This window comes from Amaricoccus sp. (assembly GCF_047602525.1).
In the GTDB taxonomy this organism is placed as follows: Bacteria; Pseudomonadota; Alphaproteobacteria; order Rhodobacterales; family Rhodobacteraceae; genus Amaricoccus.
In genome coordinates this window covers 3,748,369-3,765,197 of record NZ_JASGHB010000001.1, presented here as the reverse complement: position 1 = coordinate 3,765,197, position 16,829 = coordinate 3,748,369, and the positions used below count along the sequence as shown (strand labels likewise).

General features: G+C 69.6%; 16 protein-coding genes and 1 pseudogene. 15 read left to right on the top strand and 2 right to left on the bottom strand.

Translation table 11 applies throughout. From position 1 onward, the window contains the following. The first annotated feature begins 154 nt into the window (after positions 1-154). The 5 genes from QM699_RS19255 (at position 155) to QM699_RS19235 (ending at position 6,942) form a co-directional block, all read left to right on the top strand. Positions 155-997 (top strand): zinc-ribbon domain-containing protein, encoded by an 843-nt coding sequence (locus QM699_RS19255; protein ID WP_415012601.1) that lies wholly within the window; start codon positions 155-157, stop codon positions 995-997. A 115-nt stretch (positions 998-1,112) separates the two neighbouring features. Continuing rightward, positions 1,113-1,910 carry a GH25 family lysozyme gene (locus tag QM699_RS19250; protein WP_415012818.1) on the top strand — a complete coding sequence of 266 codons (798 nt, stop codon included), beginning with the start codon at positions 1,113-1,115 and terminating at the stop codon, positions 1,908-1,910. A 134-nt stretch (positions 1,911-2,044) separates the two neighbouring features. Continuing rightward, positions 2,045-3,619 (top strand): Re/Si-specific NAD(P)(+) transhydrogenase subunit alpha, encoded by a 1,575-nt coding sequence (locus tag QM699_RS19245; RefSeq protein WP_415012600.1) that lies wholly within the window; start codon positions 2,045-2,047, stop codon positions 3,617-3,619. Between the two features lie 13 nt (positions 3,620-3,632). After that, positions 3,633-5,066, top strand: coding sequence for an NAD(P)(+) transhydrogenase (Re/Si-specific) subunit beta (locus tag QM699_RS19240; RefSeq protein WP_415012599.1), 1,434 nt, complete (start codon positions 3,633-3,635; stop codon positions 5,064-5,066). A gap of 151 nt (positions 5,067-5,217) precedes the next feature. Next, on the top strand, positions 5,218-6,942 hold the full coding sequence (locus tag QM699_RS19235; RefSeq protein ID WP_415012598.1) for a PAS domain S-box protein: 1,725 nt from the start codon (positions 5,218-5,220) through the stop codon (positions 6,940-6,942). Here QM699_RS19235 and QM699_RS19230 read toward each other — a convergent pair. Then, complete coding sequence (locus tag QM699_RS19230; RefSeq protein ID WP_415012597.1) at positions 6,926-7,378, bottom strand: invasion associated locus B family protein; 453 nt, start codon at positions 7,376-7,378, stop codon at positions 6,926-6,928. The two genes, QM699_RS19235 and QM699_RS19230, sit on opposite strands and share 17 nt — an antisense overlap. Before the next feature lie 100 nt (positions 7,379-7,478). Between QM699_RS19230 and QM699_RS19225 the strand changes: the two genes are divergently transcribed. The 10 genes and pseudogenes from QM699_RS19225 to QM699_RS19180 all read left to right on the top strand — a co-directional run bounded on the left by QM699_RS19225 (position 7,479) and on the right by QM699_RS19180 (position 15,766). Continuing rightward, entirely contained in the window at positions 7,479-8,843 is a 1,365-nt protein-coding gene (locus QM699_RS19225; protein WP_415012596.1) for a flagellin, read from the top strand. 96 nt (positions 8,844-8,939) lie between these two features. Beyond that, positions 8,940-9,317, top strand: a complete 378-nt coding sequence (gene flaF, locus QM699_RS19220) for a flagellar biosynthesis regulator FlaF (RefSeq protein ID WP_415012595.1) — start codon at positions 8,940-8,942, stop codon at positions 9,315-9,317. Next, on the top strand, positions 9,314-9,718 hold the full coding sequence (gene flbT / locus QM699_RS19215) for a flagellar biosynthesis repressor FlbT (protein ID WP_415012594.1): 405 nt from the start codon (positions 9,314-9,316) through the stop codon (positions 9,716-9,718). Before flaF ends, flbT begins: the two co-directional genes overlap by 4 nt. Before the next feature lie 4 nt (positions 9,719-9,722). After that, positions 9,723-10,556: a DUF1217 domain-containing protein gene (locus tag QM699_RS19210; protein WP_415012593.1), complete on the top strand. Its 834-nt coding sequence runs from the start codon at positions 9,723-9,725 to the stop codon at positions 10,554-10,556. 65 nt (positions 10,557-10,621) lie between these two features. Beyond that, positions 10,622-11,434 carry a hypothetical protein gene (locus tag QM699_RS19205; RefSeq protein ID WP_415012592.1) on the top strand — a complete coding sequence of 271 codons (813 nt, stop codon included), beginning with the start codon at positions 10,622-10,624 and terminating at the stop codon, positions 11,432-11,434. Further along, positions 11,434-13,509, top strand: a complete 2,076-nt coding sequence (flhA, locus tag QM699_RS19200) for a flagellar biosynthesis protein FlhA (RefSeq protein ID WP_415012591.1) — start codon at positions 11,434-11,436, stop codon at positions 13,507-13,509. Before QM699_RS19205 ends, flhA begins: the two co-directional genes overlap by 1 nt. Then, positions 13,509-13,691, top strand: a pseudogene (locus tag QM699_RS19195) (flagellar biosynthetic protein FliR); the annotation flags it as partial. The gene flhA and the pseudogene QM699_RS19195, both read left to right, overlap by 1 nt. 76 nt (positions 13,692-13,767) lie before the next feature. Continuing rightward, positions 13,768-14,289 (top strand): flagellar biosynthetic protein FliR, encoded by a 522-nt coding sequence (locus tag QM699_RS19190; protein ID WP_415012817.1) that lies wholly within the window; start codon positions 13,768-13,770, stop codon positions 14,287-14,289. Continuing rightward, positions 14,286-15,377, top strand: coding sequence for a flagellar type III secretion system protein FlhB (flhB, locus tag QM699_RS19185; protein WP_415012816.1), 1,092 nt, complete (start codon positions 14,286-14,288; stop codon positions 15,375-15,377). The genes QM699_RS19190 and flhB overlap by 4 nt, the downstream gene beginning before the upstream one ends. Next, positions 15,374-15,766 carry a hypothetical protein gene (locus QM699_RS19180; RefSeq protein ID WP_415012590.1) on the top strand — a complete coding sequence of 131 codons (393 nt, stop codon included), beginning with the start codon at positions 15,374-15,376 and terminating at the stop codon, positions 15,764-15,766. The genes flhB and QM699_RS19180 overlap by 4 nt, the downstream gene beginning before the upstream one ends. A 767-nt stretch (positions 15,767-16,533) precedes the next feature. On the opposite strand, the gene QM699_RS19175 is transcribed toward QM699_RS19180, so the two are convergent. Next, complete coding sequence (locus tag QM699_RS19175) at positions 16,534-16,740, bottom strand: cold-shock protein (protein ID WP_415012815.1); 207 nt, start codon at positions 16,738-16,740, stop codon at positions 16,534-16,536. Between the last annotated feature and the right edge of the window lie 89 nt (positions 16,741-16,829).

Here is a 16,829-nt window from a genome sequence, read left to right as displayed (position 1 = left end):
CGCTGCCCGCCCCGACGGAATGGCCGCGCGGCGAGGGAGACGCGCGCCATACGCCGGCGGTGGAGTCGCTCGCGCTCGGACAGAGGTGGCAGACACGGGGCGGTCGGCCCGGGAAGCGGGTGCGCTTGGAATGCCCGGCGCCCGGGGATAGAAGGTGCGCGCGGCCGACTCCCCCGGCCGTTCTCCCGAGGTGTCGATGCGACTGACCTGCCCCACCTGCGGTGCCGAGTACGAGATCGCCGACGCCATGGTGCCGGTGGCCGGGCGGCATGTGCAATGCACCGACTGCCATACCCGCTGGTTCGTGCGGGGGGCGGCGCCGCGGACGGAGAGCGAAGACGAGATCATGCAGCGGCTGGAGGCGCGCTCGCACCTGCGGGCCGTGCCGACGCCGACGCCCGCCGCAGTTGCCGAGCCGGGCCCGGTGCCGGCGGCGGCACCAGCGGCGGCGGCGTTCGAGCCGACAAGCGAGCCGACAACACCCGAACCGACAATGCCCGAACCGCTATCGGCCGAACAGGTGGAGCCCGGGCCGGTGGAGTCCGAGCCGGTGGAGTCCAAGCCTGGGGAACTCAAGCCGGTAGAGCCCGATCTGGCGTCGCCGGGGCCTGCCCCTTCGCCTTCGGTGGCGCCCGACGCCGTGGCTGCCCCGATGGCGCCTCTCCCGCGGCCCTCACCGCGAGCGGTGCCGGCAAAGCCGGCGGAGCGGCCGATGCTGGCGGGCGATGGCCTGGCGCTGCGCCCGGCGCCGCGGCTCGATCTCGGGACCGGACGGGACGACCTGCCGCCCCCGCGGCGCAACCCGCGCCCGAGCCGGTTCGGGCGGGGCCTCGCGCTGGCGCTGATGCTCGCCGGACTGGCGCTCGCGGCCTATCTCTGGCGTGCCGAACTGGGCGCCCGGCTACCTGCCGCCGCCACGACGCTCGATGCCTATGGCAAAGCGGTGGACGACCTCCGGCTCGAGATCGACCGGCAGTTGGACGGGCTGAAAGGCTGACGCCCCCGGCCTCTCGGACCGGCGCAGATCCATAGAATTTACAACAAAAACTTGGTGACGCCCTCCCGGCCCGGACCTATACTGTGCCAAAACAGGCATATATCGAGGGCAGTTCATCATGCGCGTCGTACTCGCGGCCATCGCTGCGTGCGTGCTCATGTCTTGTGGCGGTGGATCGAGCGATGCGCCGAGCATCAGCCGCGCAGCCGGGATCCCGCGGGCCTTCGGCGACGCCGACCCGCACGAATGGTCGGGCATCACGCCGGCGCAGTATTCCGTCCACGGCATCGACGTCTCGAAGTACCAGGGCGACATCGACTGGTATCGGGTGCGCGGTTCCGGCGTCGGCTTCGCCTTCATCAAGGCGACCGAGGGCGGCGACTATGCCGACGAGCGATTTCTCGACAACTGGGCCGGCGCCAGCTCGGCCGGGGTCGCGCGCGGCGCCTATCACTATTTCTACTTCTGCCGGCCGGCGCTGGAGCAGGCGGCATGGTTCATGAACCACGTGCCGCGCGACGAGTCCGCCCTGCCCCCGGTGCTGGACCTCGAATGGACCCACAAGTCCAAGACCTGCACCTTGCGCCCGGATCCCGCCACGGTCCAGCGCGAGGCGCTGACCTTCCTCCAGGCGATCAGCGTCTACTACCGCAAGCGGCCGGTGATCTACACCACGGTGGACTTCTATCAGGACAACCGCCTGTGGGAGCTGCGGGGCTATCCGTTCTGGCTGCGCTCCGTGGCCGGGCACCCGTCCGAGGTCTATCCCGGGCAGGCGTGGGCGTTCTGGCAGTATACCGGCACCGGCATCGTCGACGGCATCGAGGGACTGACCGATCTCAACGTCTTCGCGGGCACACCGGGACAGCTCGGCGTTGGAAGCGGCGCCACGACTATCGTCGCCTACCAGTAGCCTCACGCAGGTTTGACTTCGCTGGGGCGCCTCCCTAAAAAAGCGCGGACGCCCGCGCCGTCCGGCGCAACAATATGTCTCGCCCGCCCGATTCTCCGGTGGGCGAAACGGGGGAAGAGGGGGAACACCCGGCCGTGAAGATCGGAGCGCCGAAGGAAATCTTCGCGGGGGAGAAGCGCGTTGCGCTGACCCCGCAGTCGGCCGCCGCGCTGAAGAAGCTCGGCTACCAGTGCATCGTTGAATCCGGGGCCGGCGAGGCCGCGCGATTCTCCGACGCCGCCTATGTGGAGGCCGGCGTCACCGTGGTGCAGTCCGCGGCCGCCCTGTGGGCCGAGGCCGACGTCGTGGCCAAGGTGCGTCCGCCGGAAGCCTCCGAAGTCGAGCTGGCGCGGCCCGGGCAGATCGTCATCAGCTTCGTCTATCCGGCGCAGAGCACCGAACTGCTCGAGGCGCTGAAGGCCAAGGGCGTGACGGCGCTCGCGATGGACATGGTGCCGCGCATCAGCCGCGCGCAGAAGATGGACGCGCTGTCGTCCATGGCGAACATCGCCGGCTATCGCGCGGTGATCGAAGCGGGCAACAACTTCGGCCGCTTCTTCACCGGCCAGGTGACGGCCGCGGGCAAGGTGCCGCCGGCCAAGGTTCTGGTGGTTGGCGCGGGCGTCGCGGGCCTTGCCGCGATCGGCACCGCCACCTCGCTCGGCGCCATCGTCTACGCCTTCGACGTCCGCCCCGAGGTCTCCGAGCAGATCGAGTCGATGGGGGCGGAGTTCGTGTTCCTCGACTTCGCCGAGACGCAGCAGGACGGTGCGGCGACCGGCGGCTATGCCGCGCCGTCGAGCCCCGAGTTCCGCGAAGCGCAGCTCAAGAAGTTCCGCGAGCTTGCCCCCGAGATGGACGTGGTCATCACCACCGCGCTCATCCCCGGCCGTCCGGCGCCGAAGCTCTGGACCGCCGACATGGTCGAGAGGATGAAGCCGGGTTCGGTGATCGTCGACCTCGCGGCCGAGCGGGGCGGCAACTGCGACCTGACGGTGCCCGACCAGGCGATCGAGACGCCGAACGGCGTCAAGGTCATCGGCTACACCGACTTCCCCTCCCGGATGGCGACGCAGGCCTCGACGCTCTACGCCAACAACATCCGTCACATGATGGACGACCTGACGCCGGCCAAGGACGGCCAGCCGGTCGTCAACATGGAGGATGACGTCATCCGCGGCGCCACCGTCACCAAGGACGGCGCCATCACCTTCCCGCCGCCGCCGCCGAAGATCGCGGCGATCGCCGCGCAGAAGCCGAAGGCAAAGGCCGTCGAGGAGACGCCCGAGGCAAAGGCGGCGCGCGAGGCGGCGGAGTTCAAGAAGGCGTCGAACCGGACCACCGCGCTCCTCGTCATCGGCACGGCGCTGCTGCTCCTGATCGGCACCGTTGCGCCGGTCAGCTTCATGCAGCACTTCATCGTGTTCGCGCTCAGCTGCTTCGTCGGCTTCCACGTGATCTGGAACGTCAGCCACGCGCTGCACACGCCGTTGATGGCGATCACCAACGGCATCTCGTCGATCATCATCCTCGGCGCCTTGCTCCAGATCGGCTCGGGCAGCGTGTTCGTCGCGATTCTCGCGGCGCTCGCGACGCTGATGGCGTCGGTCAACATCTTCGGCGGCTTCCTGGTCACGCGCCGGATGCTCGCCATGTTCCAGAAGTCCTGAGGAGACCAAGACAATGAGCCTCGGTCTCGTCACCGCCTTCTATATCGCTGCGGCGATCCTGTTCATCCTCGCCCTCGGCGGCCTCTCCGACCAGGAGAAGGCCAAGCGGGCGATCTGGTACGGCATCATCGGCATGGCGCTCGCCGTCATCGCCACCATCTTCGGCGGCTCCGGCCACTACTGGCTGCTGGCGCCGATGGTGATCGTCGGCGGCGTCGCCGGCGCGTTCGTCGCGTCGCGCGTGCAGATGACCCAGATGCCGGAGCTGGTCGCCGGCTTCCACAGCCTCGTCGGTCTCGCCGCCGTGTTCATCGGCCTCAACGCCGACGTCGAGGCGGCGCGGGTCGCGGCGCATCTCGCCAGCGGATCGACGGAGCCGCTGGTCGGCTTCGCCGCCACGCTGGCCCACAAGACGCCGGTCGAGCTGTCGATCATGCGGGTCGAGGTGTTCCTCGGCATCCTGATCGGCGCGATCACCTTCACCGGCTCGATCGTCGCCTACCTGAAGCTGTCAGGCAAGGTCTCGTCCAAGCCGCTGACCCTGCCCGGCCGGCATGCGATCAACATCGGCGCGGGCCTCGTCTGCCTGATCCTCGGCATCCTCTACTTCATGGGCGCCGGCATCTGGACGATGATCCTCGTGGCGCTGATCGCAGGCTTCATCGGCTGGCACCTCATCATGGCGATCGGCGGCGCAGACATGCCGGTCGTCATCTCGATGCTGAACAGCTACTCGGGCTGGGCCGCGGCCGCGATCGGCTTCACGCTGTCGAACGATCTCCTGATCGTCACCGGCGCGCTGGTCGGCTCGTCGGGCGCGATCCTCTCCTACATCATGTGCAAGGCGATGAACCGGAACTTCGTCTCGGTCATCCTCGGCGGCTTCGGCGGCGCCACCGGCCCGGCGATGGAGATCGAGGGCGAGATGGTGGCGATCGACGTCGACGGCGTTGCCGCGATGCTCGACGACGCCGACTCGGTCATCATCGTCCCCGGCTACGGCATGGCGGTTGCGCAGGCGCAGCAGTCGGTGGCCGAGCTGGTGCGCCGGCTCCGGGCGCGGAAGAAGGAAGTGCGCTTCGGCATCCACCCGGTCGCCGGCCGCCTGCCCGGGCACATGAACGTGCTGCTCGCCGAGGCGAAGGTCCCCTACGACATCGTGCTCGAGATGGACGAGATCAACGAGGACTTCCCGAACACCGACGTCGCCATCGTCATCGGCTCGAACGACATCGTGAACCCGGCAGCGCAGGAAGACCCGAACTCGCCGATCGCCGGGATGCCGGTGCTCGAGGTGTGGAAGGCGAAGCACGTCCTCGTCATGAAGCGCGGCCAGGGCACCGGATACTCCGGGATCGAGAACCCGCTCTTCTACAAGGACAACGCCCGGATGTTCTACGGCGATGCGAAGAAGTCGCTCGACGAGCTGCTGACCAAGCTGCACTGAGCGGCGCGGACGGATCGGAAGGGCGCGGTAGCCGGACGGCCGCCGCGCCCTTTCTTTTTGGAGCCGGCGGAACACGGCACCGTCAGGAGCGTTCGAGACTCCAGCTGCTCTGTGCCACGTGCCCGGGGTGACGCTTGCCCGAGGATCGCGAGTGGCGCACGAGATGGACCTGGTGGACCAAGGCGATCTGCTGGCGGCGCTGCCTGTCGCCGTATTTTCCCTGCACTTTGGGCAAACGCCCGTTTCGCGGAACCGCGCCGCGGCAGAGCTCGCGGCCGGTCGCGTGGGTGCGAGCCTCGTCGAGATGCTCGGCCTGACCGGCCGAGGCGGAGCGCGCGGCCCGGCCTGCCCCCTTGCCCTCGGACTCGACGGCCAGGAGGTCTCCGGCGCGCGGTTCACCGCGCACCGCGGCGATGGGGCGCCGATCGCGGTGGTGATCTCGACCCGCGTGCAGCGCGATCACGACGGCCGGCCCACGCGCGTGGTCGCCATCGTGGCCGAGGACAGCGGCACGGCCGGCGAGGCGGTGGATCGGGCGCGGCTCGCGGCAATCGTCGCTTCGTCGCACGATGCGATCGTCAGCAAGACGCTCGAAGGACGCATCACCTCGTGGAACAGCTCGGCGGAGCGGATATTCGGCTATAGCGCGCAAGAGATGCTCGGGGAGTCGATCCTTCGGATCATTCCGCCAGAGTTCCACGACGAGGAGCAGTCGATCCTCGACCGGCTGCGGCGGGGCGAGCGGGTCGAGCATTTTGATACCGTGCGGATCGCCAGGGACGGCCGCCGGGTCGACATTTCGCTGACCATCTCGCCACTGCGCGACGCAACCGGCACGGTGGTCGGCGCGTCCAAGATCGCCCGCGACGTCACCGCGCGCAAACGGACCGAGCGGTTGCAGGCGAAGCTGTTCGACGAACTGACCCACCGGGTGAACAACGCGCTGGCCACGATGCAGTCGATCGCGATGCTGTCGCTGTCGGGCAGCGTCGAACCCGCGCGCTTCGTCGCGAGCTTCACCGGGCGGCTGCGGGCGCTTGGGGTGGCGCACGACCTGCTGGTCCGGAGCCGCCTTCAGGGCGCCGACCTGCGCGAGCTGGTGCAGGCCATCACGGAGCCGGACACGGGCCCCGACATCGCGCAGCAGGCGGCGGTACGCGTCTCCGGCGAGGACGTCGTGCTCGACCCGCGCCTCGTGGTGCCGCTGGCGCTCGCCCTGAACGAGCTGGCCATGGGCGGGGCGGGCAGCGAGACGGACGTCAGGTGGCGGCTGCGGTGCGACGCCGCGCTGGAACTCGAGTGGCAGGAAACGCCGCGGTCCGGCGCGGCCGCGACCGACGATCGGCGCGCCATGGCGGTGATCGAGCGGATGCTGGACGGGGTGGACGCGACGGTGCGGGTGGACGACCGGCCCGACATGTTCGCGGCCCGGATGGTCCTGCCGCTGCCGCAGGACAGGCTGCGCCCGGAGACGCGGCCGGACGTGGGCGGCGAGGTGGCCGCGGCGCCGGGTGTCCGGCGCGTGCTGGTCGTCGAGGACGAGGCGTTGATCGCGATGGACATAGAGGCACAGCTGGCCGCCGCGGGCTGGGACGTGGTGGGCCCCGCGGGAACCATCGACGAGGCCCTGGCGCTGATCGCCGAGACCAGGCTCGACGCCGCGCTGGTCGACGCCAACGTGCGCGGCCGGCCGGTCGGCGAGATCGCCGAGGCATTGCAGGCGCGGGGCGTGCCGTTCGCGTTCGCCACCGGCTATGGGCGCTCGGCACTGCCCGCGGGCTTTCGCGACGTGCCGCTGCTCGCGAAGCCGTTCGCCTCCGACCACCTGATCGCGACGGTGGCCGCCCTGCTCGATCCGGTCAGCCCGCGGGCCTGACCCCGTCGCGGGCCCGCAGCGCCGCCGCCGAACCGCGCAGGCTGACGGTCAGGCGCACCGGCGTGCCATCGGCGAGGCTCAACGTCACGCTGCCCCCCCGCTCGTTCCGCAGCGAATTGAGCAGCTCGGGATCCAGGGCGAACCACGCCTCGCAGCCGTCGGGACCGCAGGTTCGCCAGGGCGTCGTGCGAATCGGCCGCGCGCCGATCGACAGGACGACCCCATCCGGCACGAAGACCGGCAACGCCGTGCCTACGGTCAGCGCCGCCCCGCCGCGCGGAAGCGCGAGGCGCAGCACCTCGCTGCCATCGGTGCCGAGCAGCGGCATGTAGGCGGTGCAGGGCGCGGCCCGGCAATCGAGCCGCCAGTCGCCATAGATTGCAGGCCCGCGGCGGCCGGGACCGGGCGGATCGGCCGACGCCGCACAGGCGAGCAAGGCGCCCCCGAAAACAATCGAGAAAAATGCAAGTCTTCCCAGACAGTTGTTAAGCATGATCCGCCAGCCCGTTTCATTCTTGCTTCACGGTGTTCGCCGAATGTCCCTTCACGCAGTCGAAAGGCCGGCGCGGACGGGCCCGAAGGAGGGAAACCGGATCGCAAGCGCAGAAGGCGGAACCCCGGCACCGGAACACGGTGTCATCCAAGCCATAGCGGCGTCGAAAGCACCGCAACCAAACGAGGATACCATGACTTCCATCCTGACCAACACCAGCGCCATGGCCGCCCTCCAGTCCCTCAAGGCGACCAACTCCAGCCTCTCGAAGGCGCAGGACGAGATCACCACCGGTCTCAAGATCTCCGGTGCGAAGGACAATGCCTCGACCTGGGCGATCGCCCAGACCATGCGCAGCGACGTCTCCAGCTTCAAGCAGGTTTCCGACAGCCTCAACGCCTCGATCGCGGCGGTCGGTACCGGCGTGGACGCCGCCGAGCAGATTTCCGACCTGCTGACCCAGATGAAGTCGAAGGTCACGGCGTCCATGGCCGCCGGTGCCGACACCTCGACGATCCAGGATGACATCGACGCGCTCACTGCCCAGATGCAGAGCATCGTCGACGCCGCCTCGATCAACGGCCTGAACTTCGTCGGCTCGACGGGCACCACCGACGTCCTGTCGTCGCTGACCCGCGACTCCACGGGCGCTCAGTCGGCGGCGTTCATCGGCGTGACCGGCTTCGACCTGTCCACCGGCACCGTCGGCACGGCGCGCAACGCCTTCACGGCTGCGACCGCGGTTCCGGCCGCCGACGGCGATCTCGTTGCCTTCTCCGTCAGCGCCGCCACCACTGCGGCCGACACCATCACGCTCGATGCGACCAACTTTGCGGTCGGCGACAAGATCTCGATCGCCGTCGGCAACAAGGCCACGACCTACTCGGTCACGACGGACGACCTGGCGGCGACCTCGCCGGCCGACGTGATCGCGGTCAAGCTCAAGGCGGCCGTCGATGCGATGGGCGTGACCGGCTTCTCCCTCGACTACGACTTGGGCAACCCGGGCGAGCTCATCGTCAACAACGACGGCACCGGCGCGGTTGACCGCAACGTCGCCTTCTCGCTGACGCCGGCGAACTCGGGCGGCCTCAGCTCGCTCACCAACATCGACGTGAGCACTGCCGCGGGTCGTACCGCTGCGCTCGGCGCGGTCTCGACCGCGGCGGACACGGTGAACGGCGCCGCCGCGTCGCTCGGCTCGGCCCAGGCCCGTCTGGAAGCCCAGGCAAGCTTCGTTTCGAAGCTGACCGACAACTTCACGACGAGCATCGGTGCGATGGTCGACGCGGACATGGAGGAGGCTTCGGCCCGCCTCACCGCGCTGCAGACCCAGCAGCAGCTCGGCATCCAGTCGCTGTCGATCGCCAATCAGACGCCGCAGACGATCCTCTCGCTGTTCAGGTGATTTGATCCGGAGCAGGGCGGGCCACGTGCCCGCCCTGCGCCTTGACGCCCGCCGGCCGCCCCTCCCCCCGGAGTGCCGGCAACGAGAGGAAGAGACATGACCCCCAATTCCAACGCCCGCGCCGCCTACGGCAACGTCAACGCCACCCGGACCGCGCGTGACGCCGAGTATTCCGCCTTTGCCACCGTGACCCGTCGCCTGCGCGACGCGCACGAAGCCGGCAAGGGCAACTTCCCCGCCCTGTGCGAGGCCGTGCTCGAAAACTCCAAGCTCTGGGGCATGCTCGAGGACGACCTGATCGACGACCGCAACCAGCTGCCGCCGGCGCTGCGTGCGCAGCTCGTTTCGCTCGCCGAGTTCGTCCGCCGGCATGGCCGCGCCGTCGTCGGCCGCCACGCCAGCGCCGAGGCGCTCATCGACATCAACACCGCGATCATGAAGGGTCTGCGTGGAGAGTCGGAGAGGGCAGCATGAGCGGCCTGGTGCTGAAGCTCGGGCCCCGCGAACGGGTGCTCATCAACGGCGTCGTCATGGAGAACGGCGACCGGCGGGCTCGGCTCAACGTGCTGACCCCGGACGCCAACGTGCTGCGCCTGCGCGACGCGATCCATCCCGACGAGGCCAAGACGCCAGTCAAGCGGGTGTGCTACGTCGCCCAGCTGGTGCTGGCCGGCGAGGCCGACCCGGAGGAAGGCGCGCGGCAGCTGCTGCGCGGCATCGAGCAGCTCAGCCAGGTGTTCCAGGACGCCGACAGCCGCGCGGCCCTCGACGCCGCGACCGAGGCGACCAATACCCGGCGGTTCTATCAGGCGATGCGGGCGCTGCGCAGCCTGATGCCCCGCGAGGCGCGCCTGCTCGGCATCCGGCCGGAGTGAGGCCATGAGCTACACCCCGGTCGTCCCGCTCTCCGGCATCGCCGGCTGGCGCTTTCTCCAGCGCACCGAGACCGCGCAGAAGGCGGCGTTCGACAAGAGCGCCGAGGTGCAGAAGGATGTCGAGTACTTCACGCAGAAGATCGGCACCATCAAGTCGGCGGCGGATCTCGTCGCCGACCGCCGGCTGCTGAAGGTCGCGCTCGGCGCCTATGGCCTCAGCGACAAGATCGACGCGAAGGCGTTCATCCGCAAGGCGCTCGAGGAGGGCACCGAGGCCGAGGACTCGTTTGCCAACCGGCTGGCGGACACCACCTATGCCAGGATGGCCGCGGACTTCGGCTTCGGCAACGAGGCCGGGGCGCAGACGGCGAAGACCGGCTTCGCCGCGAAGATCACCGAGGCCTACAAGACCAACGCCTTCCAGGCGGCGGTGGGCGAGGTGAGCGACACCATGCGCCTCGCCATGAACTTCCGCGACCAGATCGGCGCCCTTTCCGCGGGCACGGGCAAGAGCTGGTACACCGTGCTCGCCTCGAAGCCGCTGCGGGCGGTGTTCGAGGGCGCCTACGGGTTGCCCGCTTCCTTCGTCAACATCGACATCGACAAGCAGCGCGATACCCTCGCGCAGAAGACCGAGCAGCTGTTCGGCACCGACACTCTCGCGGCGTTCCAGGACGCCGACGCGGTGACGACGGTGATGAACCGCTTCCTCGTCACGGCGCAGCTCAAGGAAGGCGTGTCCGCCAACAGCCGGGGCGCGGCGGCGCTGACGCTCCTGCAGAGCGGCAGCAGCTCGGGGTCGCAGGGGATCCTGAACCTTCTGACCTCGAACGGCTGACAACGCCTTGTTAACCGGGGCTGCCTAGACCGAACCAACAGTCGGTCAGAGGAGAAGCCCTGTCCATGTCGCTTCGCACCGGCCTGCGGCTCGCGCTGGCGGCCGCGCTCGCGCTCACGGGCGAAGCACGGGCCGATCCCGCGGAGTCCGATCCTGCGGCGCTCTGCGATGCGGCCATCGTCGCCGGCGCCCGGCGCGGCGGCGTGCCGGTCGAGGTGCTGCACGCGGTGGCGCTGACCGAGACCGGACAGCATCGCGACGGCGCGTTCCGCGCCTGGCCCTGGGCCATCAACCGCGAAGGCAAGGGCTACTGGTTCAAGTCCAGGGACGAGGCGATTGCCTTTGCGCGCAAGAGCCTCGCTGAGGGCCGCCCGAGCTTCGACGTCGGCTGCGTCCAGATCAACTATCGCTGGCATGGCCACGCCTTCCCGACCCTCGAGGACATGTTCGACCCGCAGTGGACGGCGACCTATGCCGCGCAGTTCCTGCGCACGCTCTACGAGGAGCGGGGCGACTGGTCGGCCGCGGCCGGGGCCTATCACTCGCTCTCGCCGCAGGAGGCAGCGACCTATCGCACCCGCTTCGACGAAGTGCTGGCCGAGCTGGAGCCCGGGGCGCTGACCGGGGCCGAGGCGCTGGTCGCCGCGGCGCAGCCCGACAACCGCTTCAGCTCGCGGCAGGAGCGTCGCGAGGCGCAGCGCCGGGCGCTCGCCGAGCGCATCCGCGCCGCCGGCCCGCCACCGCCGCCCACCGCGGGCGGCGTCGCGGGCGCGCTGTTCCTGCCCGCAGCCGGGGGGCTCATCGCCGGCGGCGGCGGCAGCCTGCTCGCGCCCGGCGGCGGGCCCCTGCTCACCGCGCCGCGCGGAGGGTTGTTCTGATGGAAATCTCGCTCCGCACCCTCTACCAGCCGACCGTGATGCTGGCGATGGCGCTCATGGCGGTCATCGCCATGATGGTCCTGCCGATGCCGGCGTGGATCCTCGACACCGGCCTCGCCGCCTCGTTCGCGCTCGCCATCCTCATCTTCACGATCACGCTGTTCATCCAGCGGCCGCTCGACTTCTCGTCGTTCCCGACGATCCTGCTCGCCTCGCTGATGCTGCGCCTGTCGCTCAACGTCTCGTCGACCAAGCTCATCATCGGACAGGGCCACACCGGGACCAAGGCCGCGGGGCACGTGATCGAGGGCTTCGCCATGTTCATCATGGGCGGCTCGGTCGCGATGGGCCTGGTGATCTTCTCCGTGCTGCTGATCGTCAACTTCATCGTCATCACCAAGGGTGCCGGCCGCATGGCCGAGGTCGGCGCCCGCTTCGCCCTCGACGCGATGCCCGGCAAGCAGCTCGCCATCGACAGCGACATGGCGGCCGGCGCGATCAGCCACGCCGAGGCGCGGGAGCGGCGGCGGATCGAGCAGGAGGAGACGACGTTCTTCGGCTCGCTCGACGGCGCCTCGAAGTTCGTCAAGGGCGACGCGATCGCCGGCCTGCTCATCACGCTCCTCAATCTCGTGGTCGGCCTCGCCATGGGCGTGCTGGTGCACGGGATGCCGGTCGGCGAGGCGTTCGAGACCTATTCGATCCTCACCGTCGGCGACGGCCTCGTCACCCAGATCCCGGCGGTCATCATCTCGATCGCCTCGGCGATGCTGCTCTCCAAGGGCGGGCTCGTCGGCTCGACCGACCGGGCGCTGATCCGCCAGCTCGGCGGCTATCCGACGGCGCTCGGCACCGTGGCGGTGCTGATGGCGCTCTTCGCCTTCATCCCGGGCCTGCCGTTCCTGCCGTTCATCCTCGGCGCCGGCTGCCTCGGCGGCGCGGCGTGGCTGGCGCGGGAGCAGAAGGCCAAGGAGGCGGCCGCGGCCGTCGCGCCGCCGGAGGCAAAGGCGCCGGTCAAGAAGTCGCTCGGCGACCTGCTCGACATCGACGAGATCCACATGGAATTCGCGCCCAACCTCGTGCCCGTGGTGATGGATGCCGCGACCGGGCTCGACGCGCGGATCCTCAACATGCGCAACCACATCGCCACCGAGTTCGGCCTGATCCTTCCCGAGATCCGGCTGACCGACAATCCCGGGCTCTCGTCCGGGACCTATGCGATCCGCATCCAGGGCGTCGAGGTGGCGAAAAGCCGGATCGAGACCGACCGGGTGCTGGTGCTGCTCCCCGACGAGGGCGCGAAAGCCCCGGACGGCATGTCCGTCGCCGAGCCGGTCTATGGCGCGCCGGCCCGCTGGATCGCGCCGGCCCATCAGGAGGAAGCCGCGCTGCTCGGGCTTGCGGTTGTGACGCCGACCGAGGTGGTGGCGACGCACCTGCTCGAGATCGTCAAGGCGAACTTCGGCAAGCTGTTCACCCGGCGCAGCCTGCGCAAACTGCTCGACGAATTCGTCTCGCTGACGGACACCAAGCGGGCCGAGGCCAACCGGCGGATGCTCGACGAGTTCGTGCCGGACAAGGTGCCGGTCGACCTGCTGCAGTCGGTGCTGCGCCTGCTGCTCGAGGAGCGGGTGTCGATCCGCAACCTGCCGCTGATCTTCGAATTGATCGCCGAGGCGAACGGCCCGCATGTCAGCGCGGAGGTGGTGTGCGAGCATGTCCGCCACCGCCTCGGCTTCCAGCTCGTCGCCGGGCTGACCGAGGCGGACGGGGCCCTGCCGCTGATCCAGCTGGCGCCAGCCTGGGAGGAGGCGTTCCAGAAGTACCAGCTGCCCGACGGCTCGGGCATCGTCGATGTCGCGCTGCCGCCGGCGGAGTTCAACCGGCTGGCCAACGCGGTGGCGGAGAAGATCGCCCACGCCGGCGCGCAGGGCCGCTATCCCGCGGTCGTCACCTCGACCAAGCGGCGGCGCTTCCTGCACACCGTCCTCATGGCGAAGGGCATCCGAAACCCCGTCCTTTCGTTCGAGGAAATCGGCACAGGCGCGAAACCCGCCGTGCTCGGGCTCGCCTGATGTTCGCGGGGCTGGGTGAGGTCCTCGACATCACGGACGCGGTGCTGGTCGGCGCGATCCTCGTCTTCGCCCGGGTCGGCGGCGTGATGGCGCTGCTGCCCGGCTTTGGCGAGCAGATGATCCCGGTTCGCATCCGCCTCGGGCTCACCGTTGCCTTTACCCTGGTCGTCTGGCCGATGATCGCGCCCGAGCTGTTGGTGGCGGACCCGGCGCGGCCGTTCCTCGCCATGCTGATCGTCGAGTTCGACCATCGGCCTGATGCTCGGCCTCGCGATCCGCCTGATGGTGATGGCGTTGCAGATCGCCGGCACCATCGCAGCACAGTCCACGTCGCTGTCGCAGATGTTCGGCAGCGGGCTCACGCCAGAGCCGATGCCGGCGATCGGCAATATCCTGATGCTCGCGGGCGTCACCCTCGCGCTCGCGATGGGGCTGCACGTGAAGATCGCCGTCACCATGGCGCGCAGCTACGAGATCCTGCCGATGGGTCTGCCGGTGCCGGCGGCGGATGCGGCGCGCTGGGGCACGGCCCGGATCGCGCAGGCGTTCGCCCTCGGCTTCTCGCTCGCCGCGCCGTTCGTGATCGCGGCGTTTGCCTACAACCTGGCGCTCGGGGTCATCAACCGGGCGATGCCGCAGCTCATGGTGTCGTTCATCGGCGCGCCGGCGATCACCGCCGGCGGCATCCTGCTGCTCATGCTGGCGATGCCGGTCATCCTGCACTTCTGGGGCCACCGGCTGGACCTCACCCTCGCCGATCCGCTGGCCCAGCCGCGATGAGCGAAGGCGGCGAGAGCGGCGGCGAGAAGACCCACGACCCGACGCCACAGCGCCTGACCGAGGCGCGGCGGCGGGGCGACATCCCGCGCTCCGCCGACGTCAACGTCGCCGCGACCTATCTCGGGCTGCTCGCCGCCGTGACGACGCTCGGCGTCTATGCACTGAAGAACGCCGGATCGGTGCTGATGTTCTTTCTCGATCAGCCGGACCGGCTCGAGGGGCGCATCCTCGGGCCGGGTGGCCCCGGCCTGCTCGCCTCGATGCTGGGCGAAATCGCCTGGGCGCTCGGGCCGCTGTTTCTCGCGCCCATGGTCGCGGTGGTCGTCAGCCTCGTCGCGCAGCAGGCAATCACCTTCTCCGCCGACAAGATCCAGCCGAAGCTCTCCCGGATCTCGGTGCTCGACAACGCCAAGAAGAAGTTCGGGCTTTCCGGCATCGTCGAGTTCGGGAAGGCCACGGCCAAGCTCGCGGCGGTCGCGACGGCGCTGGCGATCTACCTGCGCCGCGACGCCGACCGCATGATCGGCGCCGCCACCGCCGAGCCGGGCGTGCTCGGGGCGATCATGCTGCAATCTCTGGTCGTGCTGCTCTCGGTCACCTGCGTCATCGCCGTCGCCGTCGCCGCCGTCGATCTGGTCTGGCAACGCTTCGACTTCCTGAAGCGCAATCGCATGACCTTCCAGGAGCTGCGCGACGAGACGAAGCAGAGCGAGGGTGATCCGCATGTGAAGTCGCAGCGGCGCAGCCGCGCCCATGCCATCGCGACCAACCGGATGCTGCTCGACGTGCCGAAGGCCGATGTGGTGATCGTCAACCCGACCCACGTCGCGGTCGCGCTGAAGTGGAGCCGGACCCGCGGCTCGGCGCCGATCTGCGTCGCCAAGGGCGAGGACGAGGTGGCGCTCCTGATTCGCGAGGTGGCGGCCACCGCGAACGTGCCGCTGCACTCCGACCCGCCCACGGCGCGCGCGGTCAACGCCACGGTGGAGGTCGGCCAGGAGATCCTGCCTGAGCACTATCGCGCCGTCGCCGCCGCGATCCGCTTCTCCGACCGCATACGCAAGGCCGCCCGGGAGCGCGGCCGATGACCCCCGCCGCCCTGCGCGACCTCGGGCGCCTGATGGAGGCGCGCAAGGCCCGCGACCTTGCCCGGCTGGAGCGGCTGGCCAGCGAGGCCCGGGCGCTCGATGCCGAGCTGGCGACGCTGGCCGCCACCGCCGTCGCCGACGTCGCGAGCGGCGAGCCGTTGCCGCCGGGCCGGCAGGCGGCGCGTCTCGCCTGGATCGACCAGCGTACGGCCATGGTGCGGCAGCAGCGGGCGGCGCTCGCACCGGAGATCGAGCGGGCGCGGGCCGCCGCGGTGCAAAGCCTCGGGCGCGAACGCGCGCTCGACCGCGTTGCCGAGACCGCGGCCCGCGCGGAAGCTGCCCGGCGCACATCGCGGGACGAGCGCGAGGCTCCTTCTGGCGGCACCTGACACAGGCCGCTGTCCGTGGCACTAAAGACACATGTCAACTCTTTGCGCGAGCACCGCTTGGCTTGCGGCAAGAAATCGCCTATTGCTGACGGCGTGTTGATTGAGGGGTGTCCCCGCGGGGTTTGTGTCGAGGGGTGCGACGGTTCGAGTACCTGGTTCAAGAGTGTGAACCGCGGGGTTTGGGGGTAAGTGGGGGCTGTCAGTGCGTTGAGGCACTGGCAGCCTCGCTCCTTTTCAGGACCATTTTCGGCGCTCTGATGGACATTTTAGCGCGATTTCGCCACAGCAGCGTTCACTTGCTCTCGATCGCCCAGATTCGCGCCCGCAGACCGCTCGTCTGATCGCATGCCGGCGAGCCGGCATGGAGGCCCGATCCGGGCCTTCTCCTCGCGGCCGTCGGGGCCGGCGCGCGGTGATAGAAGCCGCTCGAAGCGACGCGTGTCGAACGGGTTATGCCGCAATCTTCCAGCATTGCGCCGCATCTTCGGCAAACGGGCCGGCGCCGCGACGACACGGAGCCATCCATCCGACAATCGCGGGAGCCGCTGATTCGGTGCCGGCGGACGGGCGCCCGGAAGCACCGGGCGAGGCCGCAGGACGGCCGGTGTGACAGAGCGCGGATGAGAGATGAGCGCCCGGCGGGGGCATGGTGGCAGGGAAGCTTCAGACATTCCCTTGCCGCTTCCGCAGCCAAAGCCACGGAGGTCCGAGGAAAGCCGCCTCGGCCCGGCGATGGCGCGGCCCGTCAGGACCGCGCCGGTCTCGACTCAGGCGAGCGCGAGGTTCGCGGCCGACTCGCGGCCGTCACGGCCCTTCTCGATGTCGAACGTGACCTTCTGGCCGTCCGGCAGGCCCGACAGGCCCGCGCGCTCAACGGCGGAGATGTGGACGAACACGTCCTTGTTGCCGCCGTCCGGCTGGATGAAGCCGAAGCCCTTGGTGGCGTTGAACCATTTCACGGTGCCCTTGGCCATCGTGATGTCTCCTTCTCGTGTTGCCGCCCGCAGGATGCGGCGGCCCGGCGCGGTCAGCGGATGGTCGAAGCTGAGGCCGGTGAGGCGAG